Genomic DNA, 24,675 nt, shown 5'->3' on the forward strand with positions numbered 1-24,675 from the left:
TATGGCGATCTAATGGTGCCGGCCGCCCTCACCCATCTCAGCGCGCAGGGCGAGGCCAACATGGTCGATGTCGGCGACAAGGCGGAGACGACGCGCACGGCGATCGCCGAGGGTTTTGTCTCGATGCAGCCAGGGACGCTGGCAACGATCCTCGCGGGCGACGCCAAGAAGGGCGATGTGCTCGGTACCGCGCGCATCGCCGGCATCATGGCGGCCAAGAAGACGCATGAGCTGATCCCGCTCTGCCATCCGCTGCTTCTGACCAAGGTCTCCGTCGACATCGAGCCGGACCATGCTTTGCCGGGTCTGAAGGTCATCGCGCTCGCGCGGGTCACCGGCAAGACGGGCGTCGAGATGGAAGCATTGACCGCCGCTTCGGTTGCCTGCCTGACCATCTACGACATGGCCAAGGCGGTGGACCGCGCGATGGTCATCTCCGGGATCCGGCTGGTCGAAAAGACCGGCGGCAAGTCCGGCGACTACAAGGCAGGCGCCTGATGGCGCTGGTTCCGGTCGCCGAGGCGCTCGAACGCCTGCTGGACGGTGCCGTGCCGCTGGCAAGCGAAAGCGTTGCACTTTTCGAGGCGGTGGATCGCGTTCTGGCGGAACCGGTTGTCGCGCTGCGCACCCAGCCGCCTTTCAACGCCTCGGCCATGGACGGCTACGCGGCCCGTGCCGCCGACGTGGCGTCGGTGCCAGCGCGGCTTTCCGTGATCGGCATGGCGCCGGCCGGGCGCGGCTTTGACGGCACGGTCGGCAAGGCCCAGGCAGTGCGCATCTTCACCGGCGCGCCGCTGCCTGACGGCGCCGACACCATCGTCATCCAGGAAAATGTCAGGGATATCGGTGGCGGCGATATCGAAGTGATCGAGCCCACCGCCGAAGGGCGCAACATCCGCCGCATCGGCCTTGACTTTTCGAAGGGCGACATCCTGCTTGAAAAAGGCCGTTTGCTCGATCCGGCGGCGCTGTCGCTGGCGGCATCGGCCAATCATCCCCGAGTGAGCGTGGTGCGACGACCGCTGGTCGCCATCATCGCCACCGGCGACGAGCTGTTGCCGCCCGGCAGCGAACTCGGGCCGGACCAGATCATCTCGTCCAACGCCTATGGCGTCGCCGCCGCCGCGCAATCGGTAGGCGCCCGCGCGCTCGATCTTGGCATTGCAGCCGACCGCAAGGAGGCCATCGCCGCGTTGGTCAAGAAGGCGGTCGCGGCCGGTGCGGATGTCATTGTCACCCTTGGCGGCGCCTCGGTCGGCGACCATGACCTGATCCATGACGTGCTGACCGGCGAAGGCATGCAGCTCGGTTTCTGGAAGATCGCCATGCGTCCCGGCAAACCGCTGATGTTCGGACGCCTCGGCGAGATCAGGTGCATCGGTCTGCCCGGCAATCCGGTCGCAAGCCTGGTTTGCTCGCAACTGTTCCTCAAGCCGCTGCTGGCGCGGCTTGGCGGCCGCAATCATCGTCAGGATATACGTACGGCGCGGCTGGGCGCCGCGATGCCGGCCAATGATCTTCGCCAGGACTATGTGCGGGCCATGGTCCAGGAAGATGCCGACGTGCTGGTTGCGACCCCGTTCAGCATCCAGGATTCCTCGATGCTGAAAAAGCTGGCCGACGCCAACGGGCTGATCGTGCGGCCGCCGTTTACCCCCGCGGCCGCCGCAGGCGAGGCTTGCAGCGTGCTGATGCTACGCTAAATGAATCCAACATAAGCCATTCACAACAATACGAAAAATAATCTCGGCCCTATTCCGAGAGCAATATCCGGGTCAGCGGATGAGCCGGATCGGCAAGGCCGTCGACAATGCTGTAATGATGCCGGTCGGGCTCGACCACGGTGCTGGTCGTGGCGCCAAGGCCGGTCCAGATGTTGGCAAGCAATGCGTTCTGGCGCAGGAATTCGGCGCGCTCGCCACCGCCGGCCCAGCAGGTGATGCGGACACCACCCATGGGGCGCAAGAGCGCCGGGCTCTCGGTCAGCGCCTCACGTTCGTCGATCGCCAATGTGGCGTTCATCTCGGTGAGCATGATCGGACGCAGGTCATGGACGCCTGAAATCGACACGACCTGGCGCACGCGCCCCGCGACATCGGCTGCCAGAGGCGTGGTTGTCGTCACCATCCGGCTGGCGAGATGTCCACCCGCCGAATGTCCGGTCAACATCAGCGGTCCGTCGATCATTTCCGCCGCCTTGCCGATCGCCGCCCCGATTTCCCCGACGATGCCGGCGATGCGTGTTTCCGGGCACAGCGTGTAGGAGGGCATCGCCACGGCGAAGCCGCTACTGACCGCGCCATTGGCGAGATGCGACCAGGAACTCTTGTCGAACGCCATCCAGTAGCCGCCATGGATGAACACCACCAGCCCCTTGGGCGTGGCGCTGGGAAGGAAGAGATCGAGCCGATTGCGCCGTCCGTCGCCATAGGCGATGTCGAGCCGTGCCCGGCCCTGTGCCGAAAGTGCATTGCGAAACGCTTGCGCCGGTTCGACCCAAGCGGCCGGCCAGCGGTCGCTGCCGGCGATGTTCGCGCCGTTGGCATAGGCGCCGTCCCAATCGACAATGTGACGCTCGAGCATCGGCATCCTCCCCCAAACGGCATCGTTTTCAGCGCTAGCAATGGCCACCGCAGCGCCTTGCGTCAATGCTTCCACGCAAAACATTTTAGGCTTGAAACAAATTTCGACTGGTGCGATCCTGCCTGACGAACAGCCGACAAAATGGGAGGTCTGCTGTGCGGCCCGAACCCTGCGGATGCTCACCCTGTCCGGGTGGCGTCGAGCAAGGTGCGACTGGCGGCACGAAGCCTCCTCTTAAAAAACAGGACCTTCAGATCCACCTTATCCGGCCAGGCGTCTCGCGCACTGGCCAGGCAACAGACGGGATAGCGGCGACATGCTTGGGCCTTCAGCGCATATCGATACGTTCACGCGCGATCACCTGCCGCCGCCGGAGCAATGGCCGGACTTCCTGCTCGACGGTTTTGATTATCCCGAACGCCTCAACGCCGGCGTCGAACTGACCGACAGGCTGGTCGAGAAAGGCCTCGGTGACCACACCGCGCTGATCGGCAATGGTCGCCGCCGCACCTACAAGGAACTGTCCGACTGGACGAACAGACTGGCCCATGCGCTGGTCGAAAATTACGGCGTCAAGCCGGGCAACCGGGTGTTGATCCGTTCGGCCAACAACCCCGCCATGGTGGCTTGCTGGCTGGCTGCCACCAAGGTCGGCGCCGTGGTCGTCAACACCATGCCGATGCTGCGCGCCGGCGAGCTTGCCAAGATCGTCGACAAGGCGGAAATCACCATCGCGCTCTGCGATACCAGGCTGATGGACGAGATGACCGCCTGCGCCAAGGACAGCGCGTTCCTCAGACAGGTCATCGGCTTCGACGGCACCGCCAACCATGACGCCGAACTCGATCGCGCCGCCCTCGACAAGCCGGTTGTCTTCACCGCCGTCAGCACCGGCCGCGACGATGTCGCGCTGCTCGGCTTCACCTCGGGCACGACCGGCGTGCCGAAGGCGACGATGCATTTCCACCGCGACCTGTTGATCATCGCCGACGCCTACGCCCGCGAGATCCTCCAGGTGACGCCGGACGACATCTTTGTCGGCTCGCCGCCGCTCGCCTTCACCTTCGGCCTTGGCGGGCTCGCCATCTTCCCGTTGCGCTTCGGCGCGGCGGCGACGCTGCTCGAGCAGGCAACGCCGCCCAACATGATCCATATCATCGAGACCTACAAAGCAACCATCTCCTTCACCGCACCGACCGCCTACCGCGCCATGCTGAAAGCCATGGATGAGGGCGCCGACTTGTCATCGCTGCGCGTTGCAGTTTCAGCGGGCGAGACGTTGCCGGCTCCGGTTTTCGAAGAGTGGACGCGAAAGACCGGCAAACCGATCCTCGACGGTATCGGCGCCACCGAAATGCTGCATATCTTCATCTCCAACCGCTTTGACGACATGAAGCCGGCGTCGACCGGCAAGCCCGTGGGTGGCTACGAGGCGCGCATCGTCGACGAAGAGATGCGCGAGGTGCCGCGCGGCGCGACTGGCAGGTTGGCGGTGCGCGGGCCGACCGGCTGCCGCTACATGGCCGATATCAGGCAGAAGGACTATGTGCGCGACGGCTGGAACCTCACCGGCGACACCTTCACCCAGGATGAGGATGGCTTCTTCCATTTCGCCGCGCGCTCCGACGACATGATCATCAGCGCCGGCTACAACATTGCCGGGCCCGAGGTCGAGGCGGCGTTGCTGTCGCATCCTGATGTCGCCGAATGCGCGGTGATCGGCGCCGCAGATGCCGAACGCGGCCAGATCGTCGAGGCACATGTCGTGCTGGTGCAGGGCGTGGCGCCCGACGCCTTGACCACCAAGCGTCTGCAAGACCATGTCAAGGCAACGATCGCCCCCTACAAATACCCGCGATCGGTGAAATTCATCGCCGCCTTGCCCAAGACCCAGACCGGCAAGATCCAGCGCTTCCGGCTGCGCACGGAGAAAATCAATTGAGCGAGCCATACGATCCGGCGTCCGAAGGCGCACAGATGTCGTTCAAGGAACGCATGTCCTACAGCGACTATCTGCACCTGGAGAAGGTGCTCGACGCGCAGACGCCGTTGTCGTCCGCGCATGACGAGATGCTGTTCATCATCCAGCACCAGACCTCGGAATTATGGATGAAGCTCGCTCTCCACGAGCTCGGCGCCGCGATCCGCTCCATCCGTGCGGACCGTCTCGAGCCGAGCTTCAAGATGCTGTCGCGCGTCGCCCGCATCTTCGAGCAGTTGAACAACGCCTGGGACGTACTGCGGACGATGACGCCCAGCGAATACACCGAGTTCCGTGACGCGCTCGGCCAGTCCTCGGGCTTCCAGTCCTGGCAATATCGCGCCATCGAATTCATGGCCGGCAACCGCAACCCAGCCATGCTCGGTCCGCACAAGCACCGGCCGGACCTCAGCCGGAAGCTGGAGGCGATCCTGGCCGAGCCATCGCTCTACGATGAAGCGTTGCTGCTTTTGGCGCGCAACGGATTCGACATCGGCGCCGACGCCAGACGCAAGGACTGGCGTGAGACACGCACCGAGAATGAAGAGGTTCTGGTGGCCTGGCAGACCGTCTACCGCGACCCGCAGCGCTACTGGATGTTCTATGAGCTGGCCGAAAAACTGGTCGACTTCGAGGATTATTTCCGCCGCTGGCGCTTCAACCACGTCACGACAGTCGAACGCATCATCGGCATGAAGCGCGGCACCGGCGGCACGTCGGGAGCGTCCTATCTGAAAAAGATGCTCGAGGTCGTCCTGTTTCCGGAGCTCTGGACGGTTCGCACCCGGCTCTGACTTTTCAGGTGACGGCCGTCTTGACCGCGAAGCGGGCATCCTGCCAGGCGCCAGTGCGCAGGATATCCTCCAGCACCTCGACCGCCTGCCAGACATCCTTGTAGCCGACATAAAGCGGCGTGAAGCCGAAGCGGATGGTCGACGGCGCGCGGAAATCGCCGATCACGCCACGCTCGATCAACGCCCGCATCACCTGGTAGCCATGCGGATGAAGGAACGACACCTGGCTGCCACGCTCCTTGCCGTTGCGCGGACTTTCGAGTTCGAGGCCGAAGGCGCCGCATCTGGCTTCAACGAGCAGGATGAACAGCTCGGTCAGCGCGATGCTCTTCTCGCGCACCGCCGCCATGTCGACCTCGTCCCAGAGGTCCAGCGCGCCCTTTAGCGCCCGCATCGACAATACCGGCTGCGTACCGCACAGGAACCGGCGGATGCCGACGCCAGCCGCATAGCCCTGTTCGAAGGCGAAAGGCCGCGCGTGGCCCCACCAGCCGCTGAGCGGCTGGTGGACATCGCCATGGTGGCGCTTTGCGGCATAGATGAAGGCCGGCGAGCCCGGGCCGCCATTGAGGTACTTGTAGGTGCAGCCGACAGCGAAATCGGCATTGGCGCGATCGAGCTCGACCGGCAAGGCACCCGCCGTGTGGCAGAGGTCCCAGACGATCAGCGCGCCGGCTTGATGGGCCTTGCGCGTCAGCGCCGCCATGTCGCGCAACTGGCCGGATTTGTAATTGACGTGGTTGACCAGGATGACGGCGACGCGCTCATCGATCAGCTCTTCGATGGTTGGCGCATCGACGCCCTCGAGCCGCAGCACAGTGCCCGGTCGCGTCGATGCCACGCCTTCGGCCATATAGAGGTCTGTTGGAAAGCTGTCGCCCTCGGCGACGATGACCGACCGGTCTGGCCGCATGCCAAGCGCCGCATGAAGCACCTTGTAGATGTTGATCGAGGTCGTATCGCAGACCACCGTCTGGCCAGCCGCGGCGCCGATCAGGCGTCCGAGTTGGTCGCCGAGCGCCACCGGCATGTCGAACCAGCCGGCGGTGTTCCAGGCCCGGATGAGGTCCTGCGCCCATTCTTGTGTCGCGGCCTTCTGGATCTCGTTGAAGACGGCGGGTGAAGCGGCACCCAGCGAATTGCCGTCGAGATAGATCACCCCTTCCGGCAAGACGAAGCGATCACGCATGGAGCGCAGCGGATCCGCTGCGTCCATCGCCTCGATTGTTGCGAGATCGGGAGTTGCATTCATGATCGATTGTCCTCCGCGCATGAGCGCGCCCAGATGAACAAGACAGGTGAAATTGGCCGGCCGAACATGCGCGGTCTGCCGGACTGTGTCAAACATTATATATAATTTACACCATGGAAGGCTTTCATATATAATTTATGTGTGCAATCCGTGGATGGGGCAACGATATTGGATGAAGGACACTCGAAGACTGAAGCGGCCTACAGGCTGCTGCGTCGCGATATCCTCACGACCCGCCTGAAGCCCGGCGCGCCGCTCAAGCTCAGCACGCTGCGCAATGGCTATGGCATTGGCTGGACACCGTTGCGCGAAGCGCTGTCGCGACTGGAGGCCGAGCGCCTGGTGACTTCCATCAGCAATCGCGGTTTCGCCGTCGCTCCGGTCTCGCGCACCGAACTGGAAGACCTGTCACGCGCCAGGTTGGTGATTGAGCTGCCCCTGCTCCAGGAATCGATCGAGAAAGGCGGCCATGAATGGGAAGATGCCGTCGTCACGGCCCATTACCGGCTGTCGCGCTGCAAGACCGCGGTTGATGACCCTTCAGATGAAGTGGTCGACGAATGGGACGAAAAGCACGAGGCCTTCCACGCGGCGCTACTCAGCGCGGCAACATCCCCCTGGCTGTTCAACTTCCAGTCCACGATCGCGGATCAGTTGCGTCGCCATCACCGCTTCCTGGGCCTTGCGCCAACGTTGCGGGCGGCCGCCGGCCTGCTGCATGGCTATGAGGAGGCCATGGAGGCGTTGCGCCAGGCCGTCGCGATCGAACATCACACCGCGCTCATGAAAGCGGCGCTGGATCGGGACATCGAACGCGCGAAAGCGCTGATGACCGCCCATATCGGCTACACGCTGCATGTCTATGTCCATGCCGGCGACGGCAGCACAAACAAGCATTGAGGTAGACGAACTTGGGCAAACCCCAACATAGGCATTTCTCGGGCAAAAGTTGGCGTTTTGGCTTCGTTTCGTTCACGGCGGACGAACGACTGCTGAAAGTGGAAAAGCCGCTTTCCGATGTCTGTCGGCGACCAATGCCAAGCCTCGAAGCAGGCTGGTCCACAGGCTGTTAACCATAACAATTTCAATGCGTGCAAGTGCACCGCAGCCGCGGGCAGCCGCCGATCAGGGCCCGCTGCCGAGCGCCAAATAATTTCAGCCGTCTTAACAAATTCACTAAACTTTAAACGGTTGCGGAACACAACTGGAACAGATAGTGTTTGTTCTGGGTTTGTTTTTCGATTCTGGTTCAAACCCTCGTTCAATGCCTCGGGGGCCGCCATGCTGACGCGCAAGCAACATGAACTGCTGATGTTCATCCATGAACGGCTCAAGGAAAGCGGCATTCCGCCCTCCTTCGACGAGATGAAGGAAGCGCTCGATCTCGCCTCCAAATCCGGAATTCATCGACTGATCACGGCGCTGGAGGAACGCGGCTTCATTCGCAGGCTGCCCAATCGCGCGCGCGCCCTGGAAGTGCTGCGGCTGCCGGATTCGATCGCGCCCGGCCTCAACGCGGCCCGCAAATTCTCGCCAAGCGTCATCCAGGGCAGCCTCGGTCAAGGCAGCGGCCTTGGCCGGCAGATCAAGCCGGCTTCTTCGCGCATGCCCTCGGCCGGCAATGACGACGACGTGGTCTCCGCGGTGTCGATCCCGGTGATGGGTCGGATCGCAGCCGGCGTGCCGATCGACGCCATCCAGCATCAGACGCATTCGATCTCCGTGCCGCCGGACATGATCATGGGTGGCGAGCACTATGCGCTGGAGGTCAAGGGCGACTCGATGATCGAGGCTGGCATCTTCGACGGGGATACTGTGATCATCCGCAATGCCAATACCGCAAGTCCGGGCGAGATCATCGTGGCACTGGTGGACGACGAGGAGGCGACGCTGAAGCGGTTTCGCCGCAAGGGTGCCTCGATTGCCCTCGAAGCCGCCAATCCGGCCTATGAAACACGCATTTTCGGACCGGACAGGGTCAAGGTGCAAGGCAAGCTCGTCGGGCTGATCAGGCGCTACTGAACAGGGCCCGCATTCGGCTTTTCAGGGTTGCGATAGGGCGGCAGCCCCCTCGCCTCGCGTGAGAATTTTCGCTGGGTGTGCCAGGGTCGATATGGCCTGTTCACAGCGAAGCTGACCGTTGCTGGCATAATTGCCGATCGGCGATCGAAGAAAACGGCCGCACTGCCTTTGCGGGCGAGTTGCCGCTTGGTGATGACCAGAACCAGCGGATTGTGACAGGGATCATAGGCTGTCGCGTCATTGATGACGATCAGCTCCGCGAAGCCGCAGGCCTTCCACGCGTCCTTGCGGTCCTCGACTTGCGCAATGATCGCACCTGAAGGGTGCTTGGCAAGACATACGCCGGCGGTGCAGTAGAAGGGCGCTCCCGGTGGCAGTTCGGCGGAATCCGCGATGTCGAATTGTCCGTCTCCCTTGTCGAACACCTCCGGCACGACGATGGTTTCGGATGCCAGCGCGCGTTTCCAGTTGTCGACTGTGAATTCGTTTGGACGCGCCCGGCTGACCGCGAGTTCGCCGTCGCCGATCGGCAGCGCCACCAGCCTCGCGTCCTCCGAGATCAGCACATCCGGTGCGCGCGTATCCGAGACGGTCAACAGGCCGGCAAGCGCGAATGGCAGCGCCAAGAGCCGCAGCCATGTCGTCGCCATCGTCGCAATGACCAGGGCAATCGCCACCAACAGTACGGATTGCTGTGAAATCAACCCGACCGCATCGATCGGCGAGCGTTCCGATATCCACGCCGACAAGGCGATCATCGCGGTCAGGCCTTTGCCCATCACATAGAGGAAGGGACCGTCGATGCCGAACGGCATCGCCAGCGCGCTGAGGACGGCGAAAGGCATCACAACCAACGAGACGATCGGCATGATGGCCAGATTGGCGAACAGGCTGAGCGGCGACACGCGCTGGAAATGCCAGATGGCGAACAGCGCCGTCGCGCTGCCGGCGATGATGGAGGTCATGGCAAGGCCACCCATTGCCAGCAGGAATTTTCGCGTCAGGAAACTGGGCAACGACCGCTTCGGCGGCGGCGGTCTCGTTTTCCCCGCACGATGATCCGACCAGCCGGCATAGGCACCGACCAGCGCCGCGGTCGCGGCGAAGGACATCTGGAAGCTCGGGCCGACCACCTCATGCGGCGACACCACGATGACGGCGATCGCCGAGATCGCCAGATTGCGCATGGTCAGTGCCGCGCGATCGAACAGCACGGCAATCAGCATCACCGCCAGCATGATGAAGCTGCGCTCGGCGGCAACGACGACGCCCGAGATGATGAGATAGGCCGCGATCGAGAAAAGTGCTGCGGCTGCCGCGTATTTCTTGACCGGCCGGCGCGCGGAAAAGTCCGGAAACAGGGCGAAGGCGCCGCGCAGCAGACCCATGATGGTGCCGGCGACCAGCGCCATATGCAGTCCGGAAATGGAAATGATGTGATAGATGCCGGTCCGCCGCATCGCTTCGTTGATTTCATCGGGAATGCCGGCGCGCACGCCGACGATCAGCGCCGCGGCGATCTCGCCTTCGGCGCCACCGACGCTGGCCCTGATATGGTCTGCAATGGCTTCGCGGGCATTTTCTACCGCCGAGGAAAGACGGGCCGCCCGCGGCATGTCATCGTCATCGGTCGCGACAATCCTTGGATTGCCAAGGAAGAAGCCGCTGCCGCCTATGCCGGAGAAATAGCTGTCGAAAGAAAAGTCATAGCTGTTCGGACGCACCGGGCCGGTCGGCGGCAACAGCTTGGCATAACCCGATATCAGGGAGCCGGCGGTCATTTCGGCCGGTATTTTGCGCGCCGAAAGCCGAACGCGTTCCGGCATATAGCGTAATTTCGGCCGTGCGGTTGACGTCACGTCGATGGTCAGCCGAATACGGCCGCTCTCCATCTGGTCGAGCGAGACGACGCGGCCGGTCACTTGCGTCGAGATCTCCGAGCCCAGCATCTGAGTTCCGGCCCGCCACGTCTCGACCTTGCCGGCAAGCAAGCCCAGCGCGCACAACAATGCTGCCATGAAGCACAGATGGGTTTTCGGCCAGGGGCGCGAGACAAGCGCGCAGAGCCCCGCGAGGGCGACGACCGCGACGGGTTTTGCAAAGTCAGGCTCCGTCGCCAGAGAAAAGTAGCCGATCGCTCCACCAGCCAGGCAGACCGGCACCAGCAGGAAGGCAATGCCTCGGTCAAGTTCGAGGCCCGCCGCCGTGGCCACGCTATGGCGCAGGCGAGGCAGCGAAACCTGACGGAATTGCCGGTGCAGCCGCACGATCGCGCCGGCCTCGGCAACCGGATCGGGGGTGGAGACATCCGCCTGTAACGGTTGGTCTCCGGGGCTCGGCACGAGGGGCAATGGCGACCGCGGCGAGGCCGGCGGAGGCGTCGCAAACAGGGACCGTTCGCTGACGCCAATTGTAGCGCGCAAAATCGTTTGGCACCTCCGCGCAACTTCATTTGGCACCAGCTTGCGCGCTTTAATGGCTCCTTAAAGCCCCGCTTAAACCAGCCGGCTTGGTTTTCACCGACAGGCAAGGTTGAGGCCGTCCTTTTCCGCGTGCTATGGCACCCTGGATGGCGGCACTTCGAAATTATGATCTAGATGGACTTCGCGGCCTGGCGGCGCTCAGCGTTGCGGTTGGGCATTGCGCTTCTGTCGCTGGTGGCCTTGGCCTCGCCTATCGGATGACGATCAAAACCGCGCCAGATGCGACCCTGCAGGATGTGGTCTTCCGGTTCCTGCACATCGGCTTTCACGCCGACGCTGCGGTCATCGTGTTCTTCGTGCTGTCCGGCCTTGTGCTTTCGAGATCACTCCGAAACAAAGATGCCGGCATCGTTTCTTATATCCTCCGAAGGGCTTTCCGCCTGGTTCCGGTCGCCGTGGCGTCAGCGCTCATCATCGGCTACCTGACGCCCGCAAGCACTTGGTCGCAGATCATCGGCGCGTCGATCTTCTACGATATCTCTCTCAACGGTGTGCTCTGGACCCTGCAGATCGAGGTGTGGGGAAGCCTGTGGGTCTATGCGGCGGCGACGGCCAGACGAACACACCCGGCGCTTTTCGTCGCCTTGCTAGTCGCAACGTTCGCGGTCTCCTACCTCGACCACCGCCCGATCCCTTTGTTCATGAGCGCCTTCGCCTTGGGAGCGCTCGTTGACGATCTTCCGACTGTTGCCGTCAACCGCGTCACAGCGTCGGTTGGGCTTCTCGCCTTGATGACCGCTGATTTCATACTCGGCCCAGGGTTCGCTATGCGCTGCTGGCAGATGCTTGGGGCTTTCTGCATTGTTGCCTACGTCTCGCGGCATTCGGTCTGGCTGACGGCGAATTCATTCGCCCACTTCCTGGGGCGGATCAGCTACCCTTTTTACCTACTCCACCTCGCGGGAGCGCTGATCATCGTCAAACTGGGCGTCAGGTCGCTGGGTCTCGACCCCTATTCGCTCTTTGTGGTCTACGGCGTGGCGTCGATCACCATAGCCATGTTCGTCGCGTGGCTCATTCATACCGCTGTCGAAGTTCCAGGCATGACCGCCGGGGAGACGGCCAGGGGTCTTCTTGCGACGCCTAGCATCTCGCCCACATCGGCCGAGGGGGAAGCAGATGCCTAACAACGAACAGCGACGCTACCTGGGGCTACAGGCTTTGCGTGCGATCGCAGCGCTGCTGGTGGTCGTTCAGCACTCTGTCTATTTTTCATGCCTCGCGACAGGCGCTGACACCATCAGTTTCCGCCGCCTTCAGCTCGGCACTACCGGCGTCTTCATTTTCTTCGTCATTTCGGGGGCTGTGATGGCGTTGGCAACGACCAATGAGGGGCCAAGGTCATTTGCTCTCTCGCGCTTGACGAGAATTTACCCTGCCTATTTCCTCGCGCTCGGCCTGGCGTATGTCGTGTTGTCGACCGCTGGACAGCCACCGACGATAACACCAGACGCTTCCCTGTTTCTGCTTCCTACAGGGGACCTCAATTCGACCTTCAATGTTCCCTACTGGACGCTCATTTATGAGATGCAGTTCTATGCGCTGCTTTGGTTGGCGGTCGTTTGCCGGACCTCTCACACCGCGAGGATGTGGCTTGCCGTCTGTTGGGCCGTGGTTATCCTCGTTTCAGGGACATCCGGAATAGCAGTTCCGGTGCTTAATCCGACCGCAATTCAGATACCTTTTTCCGGCGTCAACCTGTTTTTCGTCCTGGGCTATGTCATGGCATCAGGGATGATGACCAGAGACTGGCGACCCTTCTTTGCTCTAGTGCTTCTGACTTCTGTCATGAGCCTCTACGCAAACGCCTGGAGCCAGTCCTATCTTGGTCTCGGCGTCCTATGCGCCTCAGCCGTGTTCATATCCATCTGGATCGAAGCCGGGTTTGTGCCGAAGTGGCTGGCGAAAGCAGGTGACTATTCTTACGGGCTCTATCTGGCCCACTTGTCGATCGTCTTTGCGATCTACAAAGCGGCACCGGGTTGGCCGCTATGGGCAATGATAGTCGCGACGCTGTCTTGCGGCCTGCTAGGCGGCTTGGCGTTCGGACGCCTAGAGCAGTGGCTCTATCGGAAATACTGGAGACCGATCGCCAAGCGCGCCAACCGCGATAGGGAATTTTCGGCCCCTGATCTTGCCGCTATTCGGTCGGACCAAAGATAGTAGCCGGGTCGCCCCCTATGCTCTGTAGCATCTGGAGAGCAGTCGGATCATTGGCATAGATATCGGTCCGTGCGTTCCAACGTTCCTGCGTATATAGATCGGCGCTGTCGATCTCGGTCTTCGCCGCTTCGAGCAGGCCCGCAGCCTGCAGCCGATCGATGATGACACGTTTGGGCACTAATCGCGCCGGCTTCAGCTGTTGCGGCAATCCGTCAGGAAATTGAGCGCGTAGCACATCCCACAGCTCATCCTCGCTCGCGATGCGTGTCACGCCAGCACCTTCAGGCAAGGCGTCAACATAAGCGCCGGTTGAGCTTGACCAGAATCGGCTTTCGTTGCCGGCCACAACCCAGAACCAATTGCTGGGATCATAATCAGGCATACGTGCCTCCCGATGATGTCGACCCGGCAGCATCGCCGGGAAGATATGACGCGCCGGCACCCGCAACATCCGCCCACGCAGTATAGCTGACTGAGTAGCGAGAGCCGGTAGCCGAACCGCTGAATGTATTGCTGCTAATAAGTGCGCCACCATCGCGACTTGCGATAAGGAACCCTGAAGAGAACGCGGGCGTCCCTGTGAGAGTCACGGTCTTGCCGGTGCATTGGATAAGCGCGCCGGTCGTTGTGAACCAGTGCCTCGTGCCGCCACCGGAGATGGTGTAGTTGTTGAGGAATGTGACGATTGCCTGCTGTTCCGCGTCGATATGACCGGAGGCGCAAGCGCCGAACTCAACAACACCAAGGTCAATCTTCGAGGCCCCGCCCGCGCTGATGGCGTAGCCAGAGGTCGTGGCGGCGAACTTGAAGCCGGTAATGGTATATTTGCCGATTATCCCAAGCGCGTTGATGCAGTTGGCCGAAGTCGTGGCGATGGTCACGTTGGACGGCGTTCCTGTGTCACCCTGAAGTGTGATCGTTCCGCCGCCAACGAAGCTTTTAAGGTTGATACCGGATGTTCCGCCTGTGCCCGTGCCGCACTGAATGGTCACAGAATAAATTGAGAGGTCGAGCGTTGCGGCCGTATCGATGGCTTTCTGGATGGTGAGGAAGGCGCCGCCGCTGTTGTTTACCAGGCCGGTGTTGCCGTCGTTGCCATCGGTGCGGACATAGTAGGTCCGGTTGGCAGTCAAGACTTCGCGGATGACGGTCGACGACAATAACAGCGCCTTCAGCTGCGCCATTGTCAGGTCTTCGGGGTCGCCCGTGCCTGCCGTCGTGCGGCCTTTGATCGTCGCATTGGCCATGTTGGCCAGTTTGGCGTTGGTGACGCTATCGTTAGGCACGGATGCCATCTGGGTGAAGACGATGGCTGTCGTGTCGAGCACGCCACCCACGTCCGAGGTACACGACCACAGGGTGTCCGCGAGCGTCGTTCCTTCCTGGATGAGGATCAGAGCTCCGGCATGTTCATTGTAGGTGTCATATTCGCCCGACCGAGCCGGGACGGCTCCCACGACATAGATGCCGTTCTCAGCTGGTGCCGTCTGATTCTTGACCAGGACCAGGTCGCCGGTTGCGAGCGCTACGCCATCCAGCACGTCAGCATTGTTGAGCGCTGTGGCGATCGCAATGTTTGCCGTTGTCGCCGCCCGAACCGTGCCGCGCTTTCTCACAGCATCAAGGTCCGTGGCGATGCCTAGCGTCGTGCGCATATCAGCGAAAGTGGCATCGCCGAGGAGCGCACGGCCTGCCGCTGTCAGGGAGAACAGCGCCAGCACACCAGGAGCGGTGAAATACATGCCATTGTCGGCGAGGCCAGCGAGCTCCGCAAGCGCGGCTATGCTGCCTGATCCCAGCAAGTTGAAGGCGTTCCTTGCGCCCTCCATTAGGTATTGGGCGTCGAAGGTGCGCCAGATCTTGTAAGGAGCCGCTGTCTGCGTTGTGCCGACGAAGTTCTTGTCGAGGGTGAGCGTTGTCGGGCCGTCAATGGACGCGATCGTCGCCCTTAGGCCGCTGTCGGTCTCGATCTGGTCGCCTGGCGCAAGGTTGTTCGTCGTCCAGGCTGTGCCTATGCCGACGACTGCCGTCGACCCGTTGGTGAGCGTCGCAGTGCCGGCGCTGTAATAGGCGGTCAGGGTCATCTCAGTCGTCCTCGCCCATAGCGTGGCGTCTTATCGCTTGGAGCTGCTCCGCTTCCGTTTTCTGGGGTGGGGAGGTGGTGGAAGTCTCCTCGGCCGACGAGGCCGTAGGGTCTTCCGGTGGCTGACCAAGCGCTTCGCTCAGCGCCTTTCTGAGCCGAGCGATCTCCTCCGCCTGCCGCATGTTCAGAACGGCGAGTTCGTATTCCCGCTGCGCCAGCAGCATGATGTGATTGCGCCATGCCTCGCGGTCGATGTCCGCCAAGCGCGCCGTCTGGTTCAAGACAACCAGCGGGTCCAGTTGCACTTGCTTGGGTTCGCTCATTGCATGATCTCCAGTTTTGCGAGGACAGCCTTGATCTCGGCCGCCGTGTTCGCGGCCCGAACAGCGGCCTTCATCCGACGACGCTCGACATCGAGGGCGGCAACGGCCGCGTCTTGTTTGGTGGCGGCAGCGATGATGGCCAGCCGATCGGCCTCGTCGACAATGAGCGGCCCGGCCAGATCGCGCCCGAGGATCGCCCGTTCTGCCTTGCGCTGATGCAGCCTTCCGAGCGGCCCGATGAGATCGTTGATCTTCTTGGCGTAGACCCGGTCGATACGGTCCTCGGCCTCGGGTCGAAGCGTGTCGGCCCTACTCAATTTCAAGGTCATAGACTGCCTCCATGATCGGCCAGGGCGGGGAAATGCGGATGGTGACGGGGCCGGCCTCGTCCATCTCGATCGAGGCGTCCTCGATCTGAACTATGGTGCCGTCGATCGAGGCCGTGACGGTCGAGCCGGCCGGCACGTCGGCCAGCGAAATGACGCGGCCAGCGACGCTCACCTCGGCTTCGCATGCCGGCCGAGGCACCAGTTGGCCGTCGACCACACGCCAGGCCGAATAGGCATCCGGCGGGATAGCCAGGACGACGACGAAACCGACACCGGTTTCTTGCAGGTGCTTGCCGTGGCCCTTTGGATACATGCTCAAGGTCTGCTGCACCCGCCCGGCTTCGTCATGGATGATGATCATTGATCCGGCTCCTCAGTCCGTTGAGTTTTCAAAGACGCAATATGCGAAGGTCGAAAGCGTCGCTGTCAGCGCATAGCGCGTGTAAAGCTCCAGCCTGTCCGTGAAGGTGATCGCGCAAATCACTGGCTCGTAGAATTCCCAGAAAGTGCTGGAAACCGTCTGGCCGCCGACAATGGCTTGGGTGGGGATCAGGTGAAGATTGAGGTTGTTATCCTTGACGGCGACCAGCGCCTGGGGCGCCTTCGCGAAGGGTGTTGGGAAGGTCACCGTGCTCTTTTGATAGTGGTTGTTGAACGGGCCGATGCTGACCGCGCCGCCGAAAGCGATCGTCCCCTGCAGATAGATCCTGCGCGTCGAAGAGTTCGAATTGAAGAGGATGTTGGACTGGGACGCAGTATCGATGTCAAAGCCCTCGCGGGCGATGGCAATGCCTGTTTTGTCCCACCGCGCGCGAGGCATCTACGGCGTCTCCTGCCTGATGATCGCGTAACTGGCGGATGGTGTGATCGACGAAAAGACTATGGACAAAACACCGGCCGAGACGCTCCAGAAGACGTTCGTGTGGATCGTCGTCATGATGCCGCTGAGATAGGCCATCGGTGCCGGGAAGGCGACATTTCCCCCGTAGATCGGGTAGACGATCGGTATCGGGTTCACCAGCGACGGGTCGATGGCGATGGTCGCCGTGTACGAGGGGCCGCCCGGATTTGCGACGGTGCCGGACTGGATGATCTGCGACAGGAAGATGCTCTCGTGGATCAACAGATCCGCCTGCGCGGCGGTGTCCACATCGAAGGTGGGCTTCGAGATCCGGAAGACCAAAGGTGAGCCGAGGCTGATCTTTCCGCGCTTCATGTCGGGAAGATCCTGTAGATGACGTAGGCAACCACGACGGGATAGTTCAGGTTCTTGCAGTCGCCGGTGATGCCAGTCGGTCCCACGATGAGCGTGACGCTGGTGGTGGTGCCGAAATCCCCATCGGCAATGTTCGTGTAGAAGCCGGATTTCAGGAATGCGATCTCGGCAAGCGGCTTGGCGCCAAGGGTCGCCCAGGTGACGAAGCTGGTGTTCGGCGAGGCGTTGGCCGATATCGTGAACGTCCCTGTGAGAGCGATGCCGGCGGCGCCGAGCCAGTCGCTGTCGAAGGCGACGTGATTGGTCGGCAACGACATGTCGCGCGCATTCTTGCCCGCGATGGCCATCCGCAGGCGCTTCGATCCAGCGATGTCGTCCAGGAAGCCGCGCGACATCAGTCAAACCACTCATGTTGGCCGAGGGCGACGGTGAAGACGTAACGGTTGTCTGGGCTCTTGATCAGGCCGGCTATGATCGTGCCGATGTTGGCGAAGTTCGCCCGGAGCTGGCCGGCCGTGAAGGCGAACGGGTATTCCGCGTTGCCGGCGGCGTCTCGGAAATAGACCAGGTCGGCGAGGAACCCGATCGTGCTTTGGCCGCCGGCCGTCGCCGACATCAGCATGGCGGCGGTTGCGGTCGCGCCGCCGTCAGTCGCCGAGGTGCTCAATGCAATGGTCGAAACAGCGCCGCTTTCCGTGGCGGTCGTGTTGACGCGGAAACGCCCCGACGCAGAGAAGTTGCCGACCGTGGCGTCAAGAATATCCAGCAGGTCATTGGTGGCGGTGACCCGTCCGTCAACCAGGCTGATGGCCGATGCTTGCGCGCTGAAGGCGGTGGCGATCGCGTTGATGCCGGTATAGCCCGTCAGCGCCGCCTCGGTGGTTTCAACCCGCTGCGAAACCGCGTCCACATCGCTGGCCAGCACCGTGGTGATGTTCTCGTACTTCGCGTCGAACCCGGCCACATGCGCCACCAGCAGGGTGCGCAGCTCCTGCTTGTCGAGCACGTTGCGGCCATCTTGCTCGACCGTCGCAAGGGTGTTGCGAATGAGCTGGTTTTGCAGATCGCGCGCGGCCTGGCCGACCCCGTAGAGGCCTTCGTCGATAGTCTGGTTGATCTGGTCGATGAGGCCGGGTGGGTAGATCTGGACAGGTCCGGTCGCGTGTTCCGTAGTCAGCCACGGCGTGAACGTCTTGAAGCGATCGGGAACCGTCGTGATGGTGGCGCGCCCGGTGTAGAACACGCCCGGCTGCACGTCCTTTGACGTTTCATAGATGCCATCCTCAGCGGTCGAGCACTTATCCTGGTAGATGACCTGGCCGGTCGGATCGAGGCCGATAAAGTAGAAGAACCGCACCTCGGTGATGGTGGGATCGGCCGGCGGCGTCCAGGCAAACCGCAGCGACGGTACTTCCTGTCCATCAGACCCGGCAATGGTGCCGACCTCGATGGCGAAATCCTGCACCGTGCTCAGGATGGCCGGGTTGATCGGAGGGCTTGGGGCAACGATGATCGGGCCGGGCTCGATCGCGCCGTCGTCGTAGATGTCGGCACCGGTTTCAGTCAGCGCCAGCGTGTAGCGGAACTGCTCGTCGACCTGAGACTTGGTGATGAGCCAGTCAACGCCCTCAAAGGTGACCCACTCGCCCTCCATCGCCGCCAGGCCGACGCGCCGACTGACCGGCAGGGTTTGCGACCCGCCCTTGCGGTTCTGGCGATAGCGGATCGTAAGAAGGTATTGAGCGATGTCGGGGTCGGTCACCTGCAGGAAGTCGTTCGACGTGCCGCGTGGCGCGCCATCGGCGGCGATGTCATCATTGACGATGATCGGCTTGAGGCTCGCGGCCTCCCACTGGCTCTCGATCGAGGTGAACTGACCGGAAAGCTGGTTGTAAAGGTCGGAAGCGGACTTGTCGTATTGGGTGTCCGGTCGCGGCCGATCGAGCGGGATATCGTCGGCGGTGATCTCCATCACCGGGATCTGCGGTGCTCCCGCGATGACGCCGGACAGACCACGCCGGTTGACGGCATAGCCGGCCAGAGCGTCCTCGAATTCGGCGAGGATCTGGGTGTGGTCATCGTCGGAGTTGACGAACAGGCTGCACTGATAGGTCGGCTTGCCGCCCCGAAGAGCGTCAGCGACGTTCATCGATGCGAAATAGCTGGCGAGATCCAGCTGGCCGAGGGTCTTGCCCATGCCGACCAGTGTGCGGCCCGATATCATGCCCTTCAGGCCCAGCTCGTAATTGAGCCGGTGAACGGCCGGGTTTAGTGTGTGCAGCCATGTCGTCGGATCGTCGAGGCGCTGTGTGCCCGAGCCGCCAACCACGGTGCTGTCCTTGCGCGGGTCGTACTCGCGCAGGCCACGGAGCACCCACTCGATCGACGGCCGACCGGATGGGAACTTGTCCTGGTCGTATTTCATTTCGCACACGACATAGGTCATGCCGGCGCACACGCTGGTCGATTTCCATGTCTGGCCGAGATCCGCGGTCTTGGCGACCAGCCTCACATCGGGGCCTTGGCCGGGGCGACCGTCATAAAAGCGGATCGAGATCAGGTCTCCATAATTCTCGACGTGGTAGTGCTTGACCTCATTGCCGCCGACGATCGGGTCGGCCTCGACCAAATTGTGCTTCGCGCCGCCGAAGAAAACGTAGGGCTCAAGCCCGTCGCACCGGCCGTGGGCCAGGCGCCAGACCTCGGCGTTGAACTTATTGCCCTCGCCATATTTCGCGTAGAAGAGCCGGTGCGCCTGGCTGATCTTGCCGATGCCGTAGAGGGTGGACACCGGCGCCGAGCCACCAATCTGGCTTTCGCCCTGGACCGCCGAATATTTCCGAGCCTTCGGCCGCAGCAGGTAGCTGATGCCCAACCGCGTCGCAAAGGCCAGCGCGCCGGAGATCAGGGTCGACGCGAGGGTGAACGCGACCGTTCCAGCTGTGAATAGGGCACCGGCAATCAGGCCGCCGATAAGTGTAAAGATCATGCGGCGTCACCCGTTCGAAACGCGGCGACACAGTCGGCGACGAAGTGATAGGAGCGCCCGGCGCTGGTCTTGGTGACGAAGCGTATGCCCAGGCAAATGCCGACATGCTGGCCATCGACGAGCTGCAGGATAACGATGTCGCCAAGCTGGGCTTCAGCGGGCGCACAGGCCGTCAGGTGCGTGCTGAACAGATCGGCCAGGGTCTTGTGGCCACGCTTGCGCAAGGCCTTCTGTGCGCCCAGGATCGTCGTGTAGGCGCGCCAGTACTTCTTCACCAGGCCAAGCGCCGGATCGAGCGCATCGGCCATCCGACAGCCGAGAAAAAAGCAGTCGCTCTCGCCTTCGACATAGGGCTTGGCCAGTTCGGCCCGAAGGGTCGCATCGACGGTCTGGAAACGGTTAGCCACTGCGCTGCCCCCATTCTTCCTGGATCTTGGCGTTGGTGGCGACGTACTCCAGCGACGTGTCGGCGGGGTCGTTGTCGAAGTTCTGATCAGCCGGGCTGATCTTGACCAGCGTCGAGCCCCGCACCGAACGGCCGGGCGGCACCAGGTCGATCTCGACGGTCAGCGACCGCTGTCCGTTCTTGTCGGCGGCTCCTCGGGGAAACCGCACCGCGTCTATGCGGTAGATGATCGAGGTGAGAACACCGGCCACCTGGTCGGTCGCAGGATCTCCGGCCAGCACTGTGATGATGACCGGCGCATTCAGATAGTTGTAGCTACGGATCGTGGCGATCGCGTCGTCCGGGTTGACCGTCGGCGCGTAGGAAAACACGATCGTGCGCTTGGTCGGCGACGGTCCTACGGCCGAGGTGAACGCGCCAGGCGCCAACCAGCGGTTAGGAAGGTAGGTCAGGCCATTGAACGTGAACGGCCGGCCGCCACGGTGATAGCCGACCGTCTTAGGCGGCACGGCTCCTTTGCCCGCAAGATCGAAGCGGACGAGATCCAGGCGGACGAACTGGCCATCGTCGACCAGGGCCTGGACGGCCGGATCGAGGCTCGTGCTCACGGAAACATCTCCGTGGCCGTGAAGGTCGGACGTCGGTTCGTCTTCGATTTGGTTCCCTTGTAGGAGCCGGGATCGATCTGCATCAGGCAGGACGGCTTCTCGAAACGCGCTATCGCCGCCGTCGTGAAGTTCTCAGTATCAAGACCGTATTTGATCGAGAGCGTGACATGGCCAGCGCCGTCAGCTGTGGCCGGCAGCCTGATACGATGCAACGAGGACGACTGGCTGCTTTGGCGAAATTCCACATAGTCGCCCTCGGACAACTGGAAGCCTGCTGGCAGGCCGTAGATGACGACGGTGCGGCTATCGGTAATCGTGTGAAGCTCGGCCGTACCGTCGAACGCGCCGCCGCCGGCCTTGACGCCGGAAAGCGGCACGCCTGCATCCATCAGGATCGGGCGCGGCCGGAACACGTCATAGCCTCGGAAGAACTCGCCGTCGTCTCCGGCGCACATCATGAAGGCGTCCATCTTGCCCATGTCGCGCGGGAACAGGTAGCCGGGTGTGTAAGAGGCCGTCCAATAGCCGGTCGGCATCCTCACGCCCTCGGTTCGCCGGCCTTCCATGCGGTCGGTGGTGCGAACGACGACGGGATCGAAGTCGCATTTCTCCCAGCCGACGATATCGGGAAGGTCAATGATTGTGGCCATCAGCGCGGGTTTCCTCCGGCGTCGTAGTAGTCGGCGCGCGCCTGGTCGTTGCCCCGGACGACCTGGACAGCCACGTCCTGGCTTTCCTGCCGGATGGTTGTCCGGAACATCGGCCCTTCTTCGTTGACTATGTGAAGCACGACCCGCTGCGGTTGAGGGCTGCCGCCAGACCAGGTGGCGCCGCCGCCATAGGTCCCCGTCGCCGGCATCGCCATGCCGCCCTCGACGACCCCGCCACTGGCGTAGCCGCGCCGGCCGAGCCGCATGGCCTCGACCACGCCGACGCCGCCGGCCCGTGCAATATCGTCCTGGCTGAAGACGACTTCGCCGGCATGGACGACGCCGGCCGGCCTGTTCTTCGGACCGGGGCCGGTGTAGCCGCCACTGTCGAAACTCCATGAACTGGAGAGGAGGTCGGAGACCGAACCAGGGTTCGATCCGGCCGACCCGCCGCCGCCAAGCCCGAAAAGAGACCCGAGCGCACCCAGGATGCCGCCGCCGCCGCCACCGGCACTGTTGATCTGAAAGAGGGCGTCCAGCACTTCGTTCAGCAGTTTGTCGGTGATCTTGTCGAGCACCGACAGCGCGGCGTCGCCCATCGCCTGCCAGCCGTTCTCGCCATTGCGAAGGCCGCCGATCAGGGTGCTGGCGAAGTCGCCGGCCAGGTCGCGGCTCTCCTTCAGCAGATCATTGTACCGGATCTGCTGAGCGATGGCCTCGCCGGTGGCCGAGGCCGGATCAATGTTCGCTGACCGCAACGTCGAATACACGTCCTGCTCAGTCGGCGACCGAAACATCTGCTGGCGATCGAACAGCAGATCTTGCTGCACTTTCGCGCCTGCCGTGGCCGCCGCCAGCTTCGCCATTTCCTCGGCGCGATCGTGCAGTTCCGCCTTCTGTGCTTCGCCGATCGAGCGTCCCTTGTCGGTGGCCTTGGAGAGGAGCTCTTGGTAGTTGCGGAGCGTGTCGGCCGCGACGCCGACCTGACCGGTCAGCTGCAGCTCGACCTTCATCTGATCGATGCGATCCTGCGCGCTCTTCAGAATGTCGCGGTAGGGATCTGCGGTGGAAGCTTTTGGGACCTTCTTCGGCTTGTTCGTGTCGATTTTGGAGTCATTGTCGTATCCGAACCGGCGCCACATCTCCAAGGCGTCGCCATACTGCGACTGAGCGTCGTCCATCCGGTTATAGCCGACACGGTCCTGGCGTGGCGTGGTGTTGGCCAAGCCAGCTGCGGCAGCGTGAGCACGCTCCAACTGATCAGCCAGACCGGAAACCTGATCAATCGCGCCAGAAAAGTCCGGCGTCACCCCAGACAGAGACTGGAGAGAGGCCTTGAATTGGTCGGCGGTGATCTGCCCCCTGTTCAGCTGGTCGATTAGCGTCTGGACGTACTTGCGCTGCTCGGTCGACAGCTGAGATAGAGCGGACAAGGCGTCGGCGCCGAGGGCACGCGACATGTCAGCAATGGCCTTTGCCACGGCGTCGACGTTACCGCTGATGCCCGAAAGAGACCGCTGTGCCTCATACGCGGCGTTAGAGGCAGTGATCAGATCCTGCGCGACCTTTTCAGTGATTTGGCCGGAGTCGCGGAGACTGGCGATCGTCTCCTGGAATTTCACCGCGTCGGGATTACCGGCCTTGATCGAAGCCATGAAATCATCGATCGCGCCCTTGGCGCCAGAGAACCTCGACGAGAATATTCCCTCTGATTTGACGATGTTCTCAATGGCCTTTGTGGCCTCGTCGGCCTGCGTTTTCAGGGCGTCGGCAGCGTCGGTCCTAAGGCGGAGATTTGCCAATCTCTCGCTTTCGTCGGCATATTTTGTAATGCCCTTGAGGGCCTCCTCATATGCAGGTCCGAGCCGGTGGATGTTGGCTTCGTGCTGCTTCAGGATTTCGTTGACCGACTTGATCTTGGCTTCAGCAAACATTTCATAAGTGATGAACGCCACGCCGGCAGCCGCAATTGCCGCTGTGGCAATTGGAAAGCGGGTGATGAGCCCAAGCAGGCTTTCGCCTATCCCCTTGAGCGACCCTTTGATGCCGCCGGGTCCTTGCTCCAGAGCATCGTAGATCTGCCCGGCCTGCGATGCGAAAATCTGCATCGGCGGCGCGCCCAGGGCAAACATCGTGATGACGTCGTTGCCCTGGCGGGACAGATTGAGCAGCTGATTGGCGGTCAGCTTGGAAGCGTTGCCTATGCTGACGACATTGGAGGCGGACTGCGTTGCAACGGCCCGCTGGGCAGCAGTCTGAGTGGTCAACGCGTCCGTGACGCGCCGCGCCGCAGCCTCGGCCTGACCTTCAGCCGAGACCATGGCTGCGGAAGCTTCCGTGGCCGCGACGCCTACGGTGCGGACAGCCGTCGCGGTTTGATCCGCCGCAGCTTTCGCGCCCGAAGCTTCGCCGGAAATGACCAGGGCAAGGTTGAGTGTCACCGGCCGGCTCCATTCAAGATCGGCAGTGCGGCGTGCTCCATTTCACGGAGATCCTCGAACATCCGCCAGGCGAGATGCTTCCGCTGCTCGCCGCGCGGACGCGCCTCGAGGAGCGCGGATGCGGCGGCATAGTCGATGCCGACATAGTGAAGGATGCCGTCCATGCCACGCGCAACGATGCGCCATTGCGTCTCGCAGCCGAGAAACAAACGAACCACCGGCATGTTGATGTCCCAAACCTTGAACACTTCGGTCTCTTCGCTCTCAGCCGTTTCGGGCAGGCTCTCGGCTGGAACGCCCAGCGCCTCCGCGTCCATGCGCGCCTGGTGATCAGGCCGCGTTGGGGTTGTCG

General features: G+C 62.4%; 25 protein-coding genes. 8 read left to right on the plus strand and 17 right to left on the minus strand.

Annotated features, from left to right (window positions below; genetic code table 11):
• Window positions 1-15 precede the first annotated feature (15 nt).
• A complete protein-coding gene (gene moaC / locus BLS48_RS00465; RefSeq protein ID WP_091575599.1) occupies window positions 16-498 on the plus strand; it encodes a cyclic pyranopterin monophosphate synthase MoaC in 483 nt (160 codons plus the stop codon).
• Window positions 498-1,703, plus strand: a complete 1,206-nt coding sequence (locus tag BLS48_RS00470) for a molybdopterin molybdotransferase MoeA (RefSeq protein ID WP_091574634.1) — start codon at window positions 498-500, stop codon at window positions 1,701-1,703. Before moaC ends, BLS48_RS00470 begins: the two co-directional genes overlap by 1 nt.
• Before the next feature lie 49 nt (window positions 1,704-1,752).
• Here BLS48_RS00470 and BLS48_RS00475 read toward each other — a convergent pair whose 3' ends face one another.
• Window positions 1,753-2,583, minus strand: coding sequence for an alpha/beta hydrolase (locus tag BLS48_RS00475; protein ID WP_091575600.1), 831 nt, complete (start codon window positions 2,581-2,583; stop codon window positions 1,753-1,755).
• Window positions 2,584-2,899: 316 nt separating this feature from the next.
• On the opposite strand from BLS48_RS00475, the gene BLS48_RS00480 reads away from it, so the two are divergent.
• Both BLS48_RS00480 and kynA read left to right on the plus strand, forming a co-directional pair.
• Window positions 2,900-4,525 (plus strand): AMP-binding protein, encoded by a 1,626-nt coding sequence (locus BLS48_RS00480; RefSeq protein ID WP_091574636.1) that lies wholly within the window; start codon window positions 2,900-2,902, stop codon window positions 4,523-4,525.
• The gene (gene kynA / locus BLS48_RS00485) at window positions 4,522-5,358 is read left to right on the plus strand and encodes a tryptophan 2,3-dioxygenase (protein ID WP_091574637.1); all 837 of its coding nucleotides are present in this window, start codon (window positions 4,522-4,524) and stop codon (window positions 5,356-5,358) included. Before BLS48_RS00480 ends, kynA begins: the two co-directional genes overlap by 4 nt.
• 4 nt (window positions 5,359-5,362) lie before the next feature.
• Here the strand turns inward: kynA and kynU are convergent, their stop codons facing one another.
• A complete protein-coding gene (gene kynU, locus BLS48_RS00490) occupies window positions 5,363-6,610 on the minus strand; it encodes a kynureninase (RefSeq protein ID WP_091575601.1) in 1,248 nt (415 codons plus the stop codon).
• A 165-nt stretch (window positions 6,611-6,775) separates the two neighbouring features.
• On the opposite strand from kynU, the gene BLS48_RS00495 reads away from it, so the two are divergent.
• Together BLS48_RS00495 and lexA are read left to right on the plus strand one after the other, a co-directional pair.
• On the plus strand, window positions 6,776-7,510 hold the full coding sequence (locus BLS48_RS00495; protein WP_091575602.1) for a GntR family transcriptional regulator: 735 nt from the start codon (window positions 6,776-6,778) through the stop codon (window positions 7,508-7,510).
• Between the two features lie 381 nt (window positions 7,511-7,891).
• Window positions 7,892-8,632: a transcriptional repressor LexA gene (gene lexA / locus BLS48_RS00500; protein WP_091574639.1), complete on the plus strand. Its 741-nt coding sequence runs from the start codon at window positions 7,892-7,894 to the stop codon at window positions 8,630-8,632.
• Here lexA and BLS48_RS00505 read toward each other — a convergent pair.
• Window positions 8,626-10,974, minus strand: a complete 2,349-nt coding sequence (locus tag BLS48_RS00505) for a ComEC/Rec2 family competence protein (RefSeq protein ID WP_244529501.1) — start codon at window positions 10,972-10,974, stop codon at window positions 8,626-8,628. The genes lexA and BLS48_RS00505 overlap by 7 nt on opposite strands.
• 227 nt (window positions 10,975-11,201) lie before the next feature.
• Between BLS48_RS00505 and BLS48_RS00510 the strand changes: the two genes are divergently transcribed.
• Together BLS48_RS00510 and BLS48_RS00515 are read left to right on the plus strand one after the other, a co-directional pair.
• Entirely contained in the window at window positions 11,202-12,242 is a 1,041-nt protein-coding gene (locus tag BLS48_RS00510; RefSeq protein ID WP_167364893.1) for an acyltransferase family protein, read from the plus strand.
• On the plus strand, window positions 12,235-13,278 hold the full coding sequence (locus BLS48_RS00515) for an acyltransferase family protein (RefSeq protein ID WP_091574644.1): 1,044 nt from the start codon (window positions 12,235-12,237) through the stop codon (window positions 13,276-13,278). The genes BLS48_RS00510 and BLS48_RS00515 overlap by 8 nt, the downstream gene beginning before the upstream one ends.
• Here the strand turns inward: BLS48_RS00515 and BLS48_RS00520 are convergent.
• Genes BLS48_RS00520 through BLS48_RS00585 form a run of 14 tightly spaced genes read right to left on the minus strand, consistent with a single transcriptional unit; the run spans window position 13,256 to window position 24,640 of the window.
• Window positions 13,256-13,660, minus strand: a complete 405-nt coding sequence (locus tag BLS48_RS00520; RefSeq protein WP_091574646.1) for a hypothetical protein — start codon at window positions 13,658-13,660, stop codon at window positions 13,256-13,258. The genes BLS48_RS00515 and BLS48_RS00520 overlap by 23 nt on opposite strands.
• Window positions 13,653-15,362 carry a hypothetical protein gene (locus BLS48_RS00525; RefSeq protein WP_091574648.1) on the minus strand — a complete coding sequence of 570 codons (1,710 nt, stop codon included), beginning with the start codon at window positions 15,360-15,362 and terminating at the stop codon, window positions 13,653-13,655. Before BLS48_RS00525 ends, BLS48_RS00520 begins: the two co-directional genes overlap by 8 nt.
• Window position 15,363: 1 nt before the next feature.
• Window positions 15,364-15,684, minus strand: a complete 321-nt coding sequence (locus BLS48_RS00530; RefSeq protein ID WP_091574650.1) for a hypothetical protein — start codon at window positions 15,682-15,684, stop codon at window positions 15,364-15,366.
• Window positions 15,681-16,013 carry a hypothetical protein gene (locus tag BLS48_RS00535; RefSeq protein ID WP_091574653.1) on the minus strand — a complete coding sequence of 111 codons (333 nt, stop codon included), beginning with the start codon at window positions 16,011-16,013 and terminating at the stop codon, window positions 15,681-15,683. The genes BLS48_RS00530 and BLS48_RS00535 overlap by 4 nt, the downstream gene beginning before the upstream one ends.
• Window positions 15,994-16,374: a hypothetical protein gene (locus BLS48_RS00540; protein WP_091574655.1), complete on the minus strand. Its 381-nt coding sequence runs from the start codon at window positions 16,372-16,374 to the stop codon at window positions 15,994-15,996. The genes BLS48_RS00535 and BLS48_RS00540 overlap by 20 nt, the downstream gene beginning before the upstream one ends.
• Before the next feature lie 12 nt (window positions 16,375-16,386).
• Window positions 16,387-16,833: a hypothetical protein gene (locus BLS48_RS00545; protein WP_091574658.1), complete on the minus strand. Its 447-nt coding sequence runs from the start codon at window positions 16,831-16,833 to the stop codon at window positions 16,387-16,389.
• Window positions 16,834-17,229: a hypothetical protein gene (locus BLS48_RS00550; RefSeq protein WP_091574660.1), complete on the minus strand. Its 396-nt coding sequence runs from the start codon at window positions 17,227-17,229 to the stop codon at window positions 16,834-16,836.
• Entirely contained in the window at window positions 17,226-17,624 is a 399-nt protein-coding gene (locus BLS48_RS00555) for a hypothetical protein (RefSeq protein WP_091574663.1), read from the minus strand. Before BLS48_RS00555 ends, BLS48_RS00550 begins: the two co-directional genes overlap by 4 nt.
• Window positions 17,624-20,218, minus strand: a complete 2,595-nt coding sequence (locus BLS48_RS00560; protein WP_091574665.1) for a phage tail protein — start codon at window positions 20,216-20,218, stop codon at window positions 17,624-17,626. The genes BLS48_RS00555 and BLS48_RS00560 overlap by 1 nt, the downstream gene beginning before the upstream one ends.
• Window positions 20,215-20,625 carry a DUF6950 family protein gene (locus BLS48_RS00565; RefSeq protein ID WP_091574668.1) on the minus strand — a complete coding sequence of 137 codons (411 nt, stop codon included), beginning with the start codon at window positions 20,623-20,625 and terminating at the stop codon, window positions 20,215-20,217. Before BLS48_RS00565 ends, BLS48_RS00560 begins: the two co-directional genes overlap by 4 nt.
• Window positions 20,618-21,232 carry a DUF2163 domain-containing protein gene (locus BLS48_RS00570; protein WP_091574671.1) on the minus strand — a complete coding sequence of 205 codons (615 nt, stop codon included), beginning with the start codon at window positions 21,230-21,232 and terminating at the stop codon, window positions 20,618-20,620. The genes BLS48_RS00565 and BLS48_RS00570 overlap by 8 nt, the downstream gene beginning before the upstream one ends.
• Window positions 21,229-21,882, minus strand: a complete 654-nt coding sequence (locus BLS48_RS00575; protein WP_091574673.1) for a hypothetical protein — start codon at window positions 21,880-21,882, stop codon at window positions 21,229-21,231. Before BLS48_RS00575 ends, BLS48_RS00570 begins: the two co-directional genes overlap by 4 nt.
• Window positions 21,882-24,323 carry a phage tail length tape measure family protein gene (locus BLS48_RS00580; RefSeq protein ID WP_091574675.1) on the minus strand — a complete coding sequence of 814 codons (2,442 nt, stop codon included), beginning with the start codon at window positions 24,321-24,323 and terminating at the stop codon, window positions 21,882-21,884. Before BLS48_RS00580 ends, BLS48_RS00575 begins: the two co-directional genes overlap by 1 nt.
• The gene (locus tag BLS48_RS00585) at window positions 24,320-24,640 is read right to left on the minus strand and encodes a DUF1799 domain-containing protein (RefSeq protein ID WP_167364894.1); all 321 of its coding nucleotides are present in this window, start codon (window positions 24,638-24,640) and stop codon (window positions 24,320-24,322) included. The genes BLS48_RS00580 and BLS48_RS00585 overlap by 4 nt, the downstream gene beginning before the upstream one ends.
• Window positions 24,641-24,675 lie beyond the last annotated feature (35 nt).

This window comes from Mesorhizobium qingshengii (genome assembly GCF_900103325.1).
GTDB lineage: Bacteria > Pseudomonadota > Alphaproteobacteria > Rhizobiales > Rhizobiaceae > Mesorhizobium > Mesorhizobium qingshengii.